Below are 11,363 nucleotides of genomic sequence, written 5' to 3'. Positions count from 1 at the left end.
GGTTCCCCCCATGAGCGACTGCCGTGGTTTCCCCCATGAGCGACTGCATCAAGACAAGGCGAGCCTGTCTTACGGTAACTTCTAACCATGAGCGACTGCCGTGGTTTCCCCCACTCGCGCTTTGCATCAATACAGGGTCGCCTTACTACAAAAAGATTTAACCCTTAACTCACAGACTGCCAACTATAAAGGCTCCACTCTTTTTGCGGGAACTTCTGACCACACTCATGCTGCGCATGTTCTTTGTGGGGCATAAGAGCGGAGGAAGCTAAGAACGCTTTTGGATATCATATTGTAACCTTACCTGTCAATCACCCTTCTCTTTTTGAGGGAGAACTTTCTCTAAAAGCTTGGTATGACATTGGCTTAGCCTTCAGGTTCACCCCCGTCAGGTAAGGTACATCCCCTCATGTAGAACCTAGCACTTACCATCTAGTACTTGGTTCAAAGGGACAAATTTTGTCCCTCATTGAGTTAAAAACTGATCTAGTCAGGACTTCCGCCGCCTCTAAATGTAGAGTGACGGCGGAAGTCCTGATACTTTAACTGTGTTACCTGTTTTCCTCTAGGAACTTATAGTTCCACCCCACTATAAAAAATTAAAAATTCCGGGAAATCACTGATATCAAGGCTATGGACTTGAGGATCAATAAGTGAATTTATCATTGCTATTAATAATTTTAATTAAATATATTTATAAACTAAGTAGTAGTAATTACTGAACTATTTATCAAGGGACTTATGAGAGACATTTTTCTTGAGTAAGACCTAATTATACTTATTGTTTTTTATCAGTGAAACCCCGTACTTACCGATAAGTTCTGATAGTCATTTTACTATCTAGGGGTGAAATCACCCTAGTAATAGGGAATTTCTGTACCAGTAGGGGTCAAAAGGTTAGTGACATGAAGCAGCAAAATCCCCCAGAAACACTAGCCCCATACAGTGCTCGCTCTCTATTAAGCCTATCCCGGGCAATAATGTTCTCCCAAGGAGAATTTGCACTGATTTTGGTGCGATGCAACTACGAGTTATTTAGGAAGGAAATATGGCAGTACGTCCGAGAAATTACAGAGCTCACTATAGGTGAGCTAGTTGTTAACAAGTCTAGTCAAACTCTATTTAGTAATATCTTTACTACCCAACAGTATGGGACAACATCTGCCCTAATGGTATCGGGTCTAGAGTCAGTTGATGCCATCAACCAGGTACTACTTTCGGCTAACCAGGTGCGAGATGAATTGCCCAAATGCTTAACCTGTCCTTTAGTGGTATGGGTAACTGACCAGGGACTTCAAAAGTTGATCAGGCTTGCTCCTTATTTTAAAAATTGGGCTACTACCTCGATTCGGTTTGAACTTACCATTGACCAATTACTCGCTTTATGTTATAGAACGGCAGATCAAATCTTTGGCAATATTTTCGCTAGAGACTTGGGAGAGTTTTTGCCCAACAAGGTGCTTTCTTTGGCTCCCGATTGCCCCCGACGCCAAGAATTTGAGTCGGCATTACAGGATTTGCAATCTCATGATATCAGCGTAGATTCTGTCCTACTAGCTACCAAGCATTTTATTCTAGGGCGAGATGCCTTTGAAAATGACCAGATTAATCTGGCGTTGGAGCATTATCAGCAGAGTCTAAATTTTTGGCAGCAGGATATAGGAGAATGGGGCGGCTGCTTGGGCAGTGAGGCTCCCCATTCAGAGCAACACTATTATAAAAACCTTAAACCGGTAAAAGCATGTACAACTATCGAAGGTAAAGCTTCTAGGAAGAGAAAAGAGGGCACAAGGGACACAGCTACATGTTTTGATCAACGTCTCGGACAAACTAAACACTCAATACCCCCCTTATGTGATCCCCCCCTCACCCATTCAGCTTTAGAACGGCTTGGTTTAGTGTTCCATCACATCGGCTTGTGCTATTGCCGTCAAGCCCAGTTACAAGGCTCCATCGGTTCTCATCAGTGGGAGCAAGCCCAGAAAAGCTTCTGTACTGCCATTGAGGTGTTTACTAAAACAGGACGCTTGGACTTGGTGGCTCAGTTGACCATAAAATTGGGAGAAGTCCTACAACACCTGGAACATTGGACAGAATTAGAAGCTTTAGCGCTAGCGTTTATAGCACAGCCTCACACTCAAGATAATCCAGTTCAGCTCTCTCGAGCCTATGGCTTTTTGGCAACAGTTGCCTATGAGCAATCGAATTGGAACCATGCTATAGACTTAGCCCTCACAGCTGTGCGCACTCTGGAGACATCTCAGGGGAGTCTCAACCCTCAAAACCTTTGCCATCGAGCTTCCTATCTCCTGCTAGCTGCTAGATCTGTGCGCCAGCTGGGCAAGCCAAAATCTGCGATTAATTATCTTGAACAAGCCATAAACCTCAAAACTATAGAGCCCAACCCTCTACAGCAGCAGCCTCAACTGTTCATGGAGCTGTTGGAGGAATTGCGTACGCTCTACTTTGAGCAAAAAGCATACCAACGAGGGTTTGAACTTAAGCAACAAAAACGCTTGATAGAACAACAGTTTAGGTTTTCTACCTTTGCTGGTATGGCTCCCTTAAAGAGTGTCGGGCCAAGTCGAGAAACTGACGCAACGATTACCAAGAAAGGTTATTGTCCATCAGCCCTAGAAATTGCAGCCGCTGGACGTCAAACCGATGTCAACGGCCTGCTCGAACGCATTAGCCGCAATGACCACAAACTAACCGTGATTCACGGGACTTCTGGGGTTGGGAAGAGTTCCCTGATTAATGCTGGTTTAGTTCCTGCACTTAGCTCCAGAATTATTGGTGCTAGACAAACCTTGACTGTGGTACAAACCGTTTACAGGAATTGGCTCGGTGAGCTGGAAAAACGTCTAGACCTTGAATTAGCAAGTACAGTTGCCTTCAAGTTTAAAGATGCCAACCTTTCACCTTCAACCGTTCAACCTACCCGAAGGGAACCCCTACGGCGAACAATCTACCCGAAGGGAACCCCTACGGCGAACAATCTACCCGAAGGGAACCCCTACGGCGAACAACCTTTAAGCCTTAAACCAATTCTCGATAAGTTGTATCGATGTTCCCAGCACAACTTATTAACCGTCCTGATTTTTGACCAGTTTGAAGAATTTTTTTTCCTTGCCACCGACTTAGAGCAACGGCATCAGTTTTATGATTTTTTAGCCCAGGCCCTCAATCTCCCCTTTGTAAAAATAATCTTGTCTATGCGAGAAGATTATCTACATTACTTGTTGGAGTTTGAGCGCTCTAAGGATCTCAGTGTCATTAACAACAATATCCTGGATCAGAAGCTGCGTTATCACTTAGGGGATCTGTCTCCGGAGGATGCCAAAAATGTTATTCACTCCTTAACAGCAGTATCTCAGTTTAAGTTAGAATCTGCTCTAATCGAAGCACTGGTAAAGGATTTAGTGACTAATACCGGAGTGGTAAGCTTAATTGAGTTACAAGTCGTGGGTGCTCAGCTACAAGCGGAAAAAATTACTACCCTTGAAGGATACCGAGCTTTGGGAGATGACCCCAAGACAGTTCTAGTAGAGCGATCGCTTTCCCAAATTATCTATGATTGTGGGCCAGAGAATGAAGATGCCGTCTGGGAAGTTTTATTCTCCTTAACCAATCAACGAGGTACTCGTCCGTTGAAAACTCAAGCTGAGTTAGTACTCTCCAATTGGGACAACTCCACACTAACTCAAATCCCCTTGATTTTGGAAATTTTGGTCGGTTCCGGTTTAGTCTTCCGAGTGCCAGAAACACCACAAAACCGATATCAGCTAATTCATGATTATCTAGTTCTACCAATTCGTCAAAAATATAAGCAACGTACCCAGTCTAATATTAGAGTAAGGCTAAAACAAAGTGAGAGTCAACTGTTGCGGGTTCGTAAACAACGATTGCGTGCCATTGCCATTAGCACAGTTATGGCAGTTTTAGCAGTGACCAATGGTGGCTTGAGATGGCGAGCGGAAGCTCAACGAATCAATGCCATGCTTAGTGCCCTGAGTGCCTCTTCAGAAGCTCTTTTCGTGTCTAATAAAACCTTTGATGCTTTGCTCGAAGGGTTAAGAGCGGCAAAAAAACTACAGCAGGAAGAGCAGCAATATCTACCATCTCGAACAGTAGATGCAGATACCCGTCTACAAGTAATTACAGCTCTTTCCCAGGCAGTGTATTCCGTTTCCGAACACAATCGACTCGAAGGACATAGTGATATTGTTTCCAGCATCAGTTTTTCCCCAGATGGTCAGTTGATTGCCTCCACCAGCCGCGATAAAACGGTCAAACTGTGGCATCCTGATGGCAAGTTAATCCAAACCCTAGAAGGTCATCAAGATAGTGTAACGAGCGTATCCTTTAGTCCAGATAGTCAGTTAATTGCCTCTAGTAGCTGGGATGGCACAGTCAGACTATGGCGTCAAACTGGCCAGCTAGTCAGAACAATTACCACTAATGCTGGTCATATATACAGTGTCAGTTTTAGTGGAGATGGCCAGATGATTGCTGCGGCTGGCAAAGATAAGAAAATTCGATTATGGACTGTTGATGGCAAATTAATTAAAACCTTTTCCGGTCACCGGGGTGTAGTGCGGTCGGTAAGCTTTAGTGGAGATGGCAAGATTATTGCTTCTGCTAGTGCTGATAACACCATTAAGTTGTGGAGTCAAACGGGAAAATTGCTAAATACTCTTAGAGGACATAGCGCTCAGGTTAACTGTGTCGTATTTAGTCCAGATAGTCATTTAATTGCCTCTGCTAGCGATGATCAAACCGTAAGGTTGTGGAGTGCCAATGGCAAGCTAATCAAAACCTTTCCCAAGCATCAGCGATGGGTTAATGGTGTTGCTTTCAGTGCTGATGGTCAGCTGATTGCCTCTGGCAGTGATGATAATACAGTGCGGCTATGGAACCGTGAAGGCACTTTAATAAACACGTTTAAGGGACACAGCGATGGGGTTAGTGCTGTCAGTTTCCGTCCTACTGAGCCTTTTAGTTCTCAAGACAACCTAGCCCACAGCAATTATCATATCCCTGTACAACCATCCAACCCTCAAACTGACCAACTGATTCTGGCTTCAGCCAGCCACGATAAAACTATCAAGCTCTGGAGTAGTATTAATCAGTCTCACGTGATTTTAAGAGGGCATCAGGATGATGTACAGGATGTCACCTTTTCTCCAGACTCTCAACAGATTGCGACAGCTAGTAATGACAGAACTGTTAAGCTTTGGGATCGCAACGGTAAGCTGCTCCAAACCTTAACAGGGCATCATGATATGGTCTATAGTATTAGTTTCAGTCCTGATGGTGAGCTAATTGCCTCAGGTAGTCGAGATGGCACCGTGAAACTCTGGCATCGTAGCGGTACCTTAATTAAGACAATAAAGGGACATCAGGACTGGGTATTGAATGTTAGTTTTAGTCCTGACTCGGAGCGCCTCGCGTCTGCCAGTCGGGACAGGACAGTCAAAATTTGGGATCGCACTGGTAAATTGATTCATACCCTCACTGGTCATAGTGAGCGGGTTAATGCAGTTAAGTTTAGCCAGGATAGTCAGCGATTGGCATCGGCCAGTGATGATAAAACTGTAAAACTGTGGAGTGCTGATGGGAAACTTCTGAAAACACTACCAGGTCATCGCAATTGGGTTTTGGATGTCAGCTTCTCACCCGAGAACAAGTTCTTGGCGACCGCTAGTTATGATAATACAGTGAAACTCTGGCACAAAGATGGTACTTTACAATCAACCCTCAAAGGCCATACTGATAGTGTGGCCAAAGTCCGTTTTAGCCCCAAGGGCAAAATTTTGGCAACCAGCAGCTGGGACAACCAGGTTCAGCTATGGCGCTTCGACGACACCTTGATCAAAACCTTGAAAGCTGGTGAGCATCGCGTCACAAATCTTAGCTGGAGCCATGATGGAACAGGCTTGGCAGTCGCTAGTGAAGATGGTACAGTGGCAATTTGGAATTTGAATTTAGACGATCTGCTAGATAAAAGCTGCCACTGGCTAAGAAATTATCTCCAAAACAACCCGGAAGTCAGAGAAAGCGATCGCCAACTTTGTCAGCTGATCACAAACAGCCATATCAAATAGAATCATTAGTAGGTCTTTTGCGGTAATGTTAGACTGGGAAATGGTGAATGGGTAATCATTGAACAAATAACGATGAAAACCAATGACCACAATAATTTTCCGGAGGGGAAGTTGGGTGGGAGGAAAATTAATAATATGGGACTGATACCCCCAGCTTCCTTATCCTTAGTAAGGATAGTTTATTTATTGAAATCCTAGCTAGATAGGATTATGGTGGTGTGGTGTGGTGGTATGATGGCGTGATTAGCTAATGAGGTTAGTATGGATAAATAAGATCCTCATGACCCTAATCAACAACACAGATGACCCCTAAAAGGCTATAGCCATAGGGGTATCTTAAAAGGGTTAGACTACCCAAAATTGAACAAGGGGGTGTCAGTCTCAGATTGATTTGCATAGGAGCTGTCTGACATCCCCGTTCGTTAGATTTAGCTTAGCTCCTTTGCATTAGTTTCCCGACCTTAAGCGAAAGGATTATGGTAATTACAAAACGTGGCCTGGTTCTTGGTGCGACAGCAGTAGTCCTAACAACTGTAGCAGTTACAGGAGCTGGTCTTCATCTATCTCAAAGTCAGGCTTTCTTTCGCGAGAGTCCTAAGGAGCTAGTTGATGAAGTTTGGCAAATTATTAACCGCAGGTATGTAGATGCTACCTTCAACCAGGTTGATTGGGAAGAAGTTCGCCAAGATTATCTGAATCGGTCTTACAGTAGCAAGGAACAAGCCTACAAGGCAATCCGGGAAATGCTAGAGCCCTTGGACGATCCTTACACCCGGTTTATGGATCCCGAAGAGTTCAAGAATATGCAGATTGATACATCTGGGGAATTAACTGGTGTAGGTATTCAGATTGCCCTGGATGAAGAAACAAAAAAGTTGATGGTGATTTCCCCCATTGAGGATACCCCAGCTTTTAAAGCGGGAATTCTGGCGAAGGATATCATTATCAAAATTGATGGCAAGAGTACCGAAGGTATGGATGTCAACGATGCAGTACAACTGATCCGAGGCAAGCCAGGGACTTCCGTGACTTTAACCATTCAGCGAGGCCAAAAGGTAGTAGACTATCCCATCACACGAGCTAGGATTGAAATCCACCCTGTAAAGTATAGCTATCGCGAAACTTCAGATGGTTATGGCATTGGCTACATTCGCCTTTCTCAATTTAGTGCTAATGCGGCAAAGGAGATGGGGGAAGCAATCCGAAAGTTAGAAGAACAGAAGGTTAGTGGCTATGTTTTAGATCTCCGCTCTAACCCTGGGGGGCTACTTTATGCCAGCATTGAAATTGCTCGGATGTGGTTTGATTCCGGTACGATTGTGTCAACAGTTAACCGAATCGGCAAATCCGAATACCAGAAAGCAATTAATCGCTCTCTGACTGATAAACCATTAGTGGTACTGGTGGATGGTGGTTCAGCCAGTGCTAGCGAAATTCTTTCGGGTGCTTTACAAGACAATCAACGTGCCATCTTGGTAGGAACTCAGACTTTTGGTAAGGGCTTAGTCCAATCCGTCCGAGGGCTTGGAGATGGCTCAGGTCTGGCAGTAACCATTGCTAAGTATCTTACCCCTAGTGGTCGCGATATTAATAAGTCCGGAATTGAACCAGATATTGTGTTTGAGCTTTCCGATGAACAGCGTAAGGACTTGCAGAAAAATCGTGACAAAGTTGGCACCTTGGATGATGCTCAGTATGCTAAAGCGTTTGATATTTTGATCCAGGAAATTGCTGCAAAACAAGGGTCAAGGGCAGAAAGGAAAGCTCGTTAAGCCTTAAACCTTTCACTGATTGAGAGTGGGTCGAATCTGGCAAGAGATGGGAGATTTTATGTTAGCAATTCTCCCAACTATTTCTAATTGATAATTGTTAATTGGTAACGAGTAATTGGTAACGAGTAATTGGTAATTGCCAAACGCAATATGGTTATAAGTTTAAATGTAATTAAGTTAAGATATCTTACTGATATGAGGTTAACCTTCCCCTTTCCCTTTCAAGCAAAGTATGATGTTCTAAGTCCATGTAGTAGTGATAGACTTGGTAAGTGATCGGGCTTTCCAAGTAGTGTATTCCGAGAAAAATTTTTGCTATTCCGGACTTAGTATACATTAAGTCAGCATTTTTTTGATGGAGCGGTCTTGTTGATAATTGAGACCGTTTTTTTTGTACCACAAGTCAGAATAATTACCAACTTATTATAATCCTAGCCCGGTTACCCGTCACATAAATCTCCTTTAAATTTCCTTAGTGACGAAAAAGTAGAGACGTAGCATGCTAAATCTCTAATGAACCAACGATCAGCACTAGTCGAGTTGAATACAACTGCTGGAGACTGCGGAGCACTTGGGAAGAGCGATCGCTATTGCCAAAAATCTGTGCCACCTAATCAGAGCCAGGGCTTTTAAACTGAATAGATATAACTAACTAATGATAGTTAGTTTATGAATAAGTTATATTTCTATAGTAAGCCTCCATACAAATGACCCCTAAAAACTGATAAAAAATTTACGAATACTTCACGCTAAAGCTGGTATTATCTATAGTCAGTCGTGTCACTAAATAGGGATAATAGAAGTAAAGTTGTCGAAGACGTACAACTGTTAACAAAAAAGCTAACCAAGAGAGGCGTGAGCAATGGCAACTACGACCATTTCCCAACGTGACCTTTCAGCTCTCAGTGCAGAGGACGTTGCCAAGTTGGCTGCACGTCTAGAGCTGGATGATTACTCTGGCGCATTTGAAGGACTCAAAGATTGGCATCTACTGCGGGCACTGGCGTTTCAGCGTCCAGAGTTAGCACAACCCTATCTCTATTTACTGGACATGGAAGCTTACGACGAGGCGTGAATAAGGGTAGAAAAGTTTTAATTGGTGTATGTGGGGGCATCGCTGCCTATAAAGTTTGTGAGGTTGTTTCTACTCTATTTAAGGGGGTTGCTGAAGTAAGGGTAATTCTAACCCAGGGAGCTGAAAAATTTATCACTCCTTTGACTCTAAGTACCCTCTCTCGCCATCCAGCTTATACAGACAACGTATTCTGGCAAGCAAAGCACGAACGCCCGGTGCATATTGAATTAGGGGAATGGGCAGAAGTATTGGTGATTGCTCCTCTGACGGCTAATACCCTAGGTAAGTTGGCTTATGGTTTAGCAGATAACTTACTAACCAATACGGTTCTAGCCTCTAGTTGCCCTATTTTGTTGGCACCAGCTATGAATACAGATATGTGGAAGCAGCAGTCAGTGCAACGAAATTGGCAACAGCTGTTAAGTGACCCCAGGTATCATAGTGTTGGTCCAACAGCAGGACGGTTAGCATGCGATCGCATTGGTGCAGGACGGATGGCAGAACCAGAGGAGATAATCGCCTCTATCCAATCCCTGCTCTACACTGGTGGCAAACGAGACTTAACCGGTAAACAAGTCTTAATCAGTACTGGTGGCACTCGGGAATATATAGATCCAGTACGCTTTATTGGGAATCCCTCCACAGGCAAGATGGGACTAGCCCTAGCCCAAGCTGCCAGAAATCGGGGAGCAGTTGTTACCCTAGTTCATGGACCAGCTACTTGGGAAGCACCGATGGGTATCCGGACAGTTCCAGTAGTGAGTGCTACTGAGATGCATCGGGCGATGCTAGGGAATTTTTCCAATGCTGATTTGATTGTGATGGCAGCAGCGGTAGCCGATGTAACCCCTGGAATCTACCAGGAGATGAAGATACCGAAGCATGGACTTCCTGCTGCTCTACCTTTAAAACCAGTGCCAGATATCCTAGCTGAATTGGGACGACTCAAACAGCCCCATCAGTACTTAGTTGGATTTGCAGCACAGACTGGAGATATTATCAAGCCTGCGTTACAAAAATTAAACAAGAAGCGATTGGATGCCATTGTAGCTAACCCAGTTGACAAACCAAATGCTGGTTTTGGCAGTGATACCAACCAGGCAATTTTGATTGATAACAGAGGACGCCATCAACAGATTAATCGCTGCACTAAATTAGACTTAGCTCACCGTTTATTTGATTTTATCCAAAATCCTCCGGAAGGTAATAGTAATGTAAAGTATCAAATAATTACTAGATAAATAGGCTGTTTATAAGTTCTTGAAATTAACCGTAAACCAACTAATTAGCTCAAGGTTTCCACTAACTTAGCTACTCGTTCTTTAATTTCATCTCGGACACGTCGAAAGGTCTCTAGTGGTTGCCCATCAGGATCATCGAGCTGCCAATCTTCAAACACATCTCGTAATACCCAGGCTTCTGGTAAATTAACACCACAGCCGCACAAGGAAATTACAGCATCATAGTCTTCAGCCTTGAAATCGTCTAAAGGATTAGAGGTCTGGTCAGTAATATCTATGTTAATTTCATCCATGACTTGAATTGCTGTAGGATGAACTCGGCTTGCTTCTAGTCCAGAACTAGTAACAGAAATCTTTCCTTCTCCTAAGGTTCTAGCAAAACCCTCTGCCATTTGAGAACGGCAGGAATTTCTTTTACAAACAAACATGATTTGTTTCATAGTGATTTGTTACTTGTTACTTGTTACTTGTGAGTTTTAATATAAAATTTTGTACATTTAAACTGTATATTATTGAAATTAACTAAAAAAAATATAATCCACTATTCTTTTGCCTTTTGCCTTTTGCCTTTTGCCTTTTGCCTTTTGCCTTTTGCCTTTTGCCTTTTGCCTTTTGCCTTTTGCCTTTTGCCTTTTGCCATTGCTAAAACCCATTTTAAATGCGTTTTAGCTTAGCTATGCTTTTACTGAATATCCCTAAATCCATGGGAAAGTTGCCGATAGGCAATCACGGCTAATTGCGCTCCTACAATTGGGGCAACCCAATAAATCCATTGATGTTGCCAAATTCCAGCTACTAGGGCTGGCCCCAATGAACGGGCTGGATTCATGCTGGCACCGGTAATTGGTCCGAAGCAAGCTGCTTCTAATGCTACGGTTAAGCCAATAGCCAAACCAGCAAAGCCAATGGGAGCACGGCGGTCAAGACCAGAGCCTAAGATCACAAACATTAAGATAAAGGTGAGTACTACTTCCAGCACTAAGGATTGAAACCAGTTCCCTTGTAGAGGCAGAGTTGCGCCAAGATCAGCAACATACCCCAATGTCAACAACAGTAATGTTGAAGCAGCGATCGCACCAATGCATTGAGCCAGGATATAAGGTAACACCTTGCGAGCGGGAAAAAAGCCACTAGCCCAGAAAGCAAGAGTCACAGCTGGGTTAATATA

The 11,363-nt window shown here is 43.6% G+C and carries 7 protein-coding genes; 5 read left to right on the top strand and 2 right to left on the bottom strand.

From position 1 onward, the window contains the following. Nucleotides 1-905: 905 nt before the first annotated feature. The 4 genes from F6J99_RS33275 to coaBC all read left to right on the top strand — a co-directional run bounded on the left by F6J99_RS33275 (nt 906) and on the right by coaBC (nt 10,195). Nucleotides 906-6,107, top strand: coding sequence for a hypothetical protein (locus F6J99_RS33275; RefSeq protein WP_293119476.1), 5,202 nt, complete (start codon nt 906-908; stop codon nt 6,105-6,107). A gap of 476 nt (nt 6,108-6,583) precedes the next feature. Next, nucleotides 6,584-7,879 carry a carboxyl-terminal processing protease CtpC gene (gene ctpC, locus F6J99_RS33270; RefSeq protein WP_293055241.1) on the top strand — a complete coding sequence of 432 codons (1,296 nt, stop codon included), beginning with the start codon at nt 6,584-6,586 and terminating at the stop codon, nt 7,877-7,879. 862 nt (nt 7,880-8,741) lie between these two features. Continuing rightward, complete coding sequence (locus tag F6J99_RS33265) at nt 8,742-8,954, top strand: DUF2555 domain-containing protein (protein ID WP_070393300.1); 213 nt, start codon at nt 8,742-8,744, stop codon at nt 8,952-8,954. Beyond that, a complete protein-coding gene (gene coaBC / locus F6J99_RS33260; protein ID WP_293119473.1) occupies nt 8,951-10,195 on the top strand; it encodes a bifunctional phosphopantothenoylcysteine decarboxylase/phosphopantothenate--cysteine ligase CoaBC in 1,245 nt (414 codons plus the stop codon). The genes F6J99_RS33265 and coaBC overlap by 4 nt, the downstream gene beginning before the upstream one ends. A gap of 44 nt (nt 10,196-10,239) precedes the next feature. Here the strand turns inward: coaBC and arsC are convergent, their stop codons facing one another. Further along, entirely contained in the window at nt 10,240-10,635 is a 396-nt protein-coding gene (arsC, locus tag F6J99_RS33255) for an arsenate reductase, glutathione/glutaredoxin type (RefSeq protein WP_070393302.1), read from the bottom strand. Nucleotides 10,636-10,707: 72 nt separating this feature from the next. Here arsC and F6J99_RS33250 point away from each other — a divergent pair, with 72 nt between their 5' ends. Further along, the gene (locus F6J99_RS33250; RefSeq protein WP_293119471.1) at nt 10,708-10,869 is read left to right on the top strand and encodes a hypothetical protein; all 162 of its coding nucleotides are present in this window, start codon (nt 10,708-10,710) and stop codon (nt 10,867-10,869) included. A gap of 8 nt (nt 10,870-10,877) precedes the next feature. Here the strand turns inward: F6J99_RS33250 and F6J99_RS33245 are convergent. Further along, on the bottom strand, nt 10,878-11,363 hold a 486-nt coding region (locus F6J99_RS33245; RefSeq protein WP_293119469.1), incomplete at its 5' end, for an aquaporin.

This window comes from Moorena sp. SIO4G3 (assembly GCF_010692305.1).
Lineage (GTDB): Bacteria > Cyanobacteriota > Cyanobacteriia > Cyanobacteriales > Coleofasciculaceae > Moorena > Moorena producens_A.
This window is presented reverse-complemented; position numbering and strand designations above follow the sequence as displayed.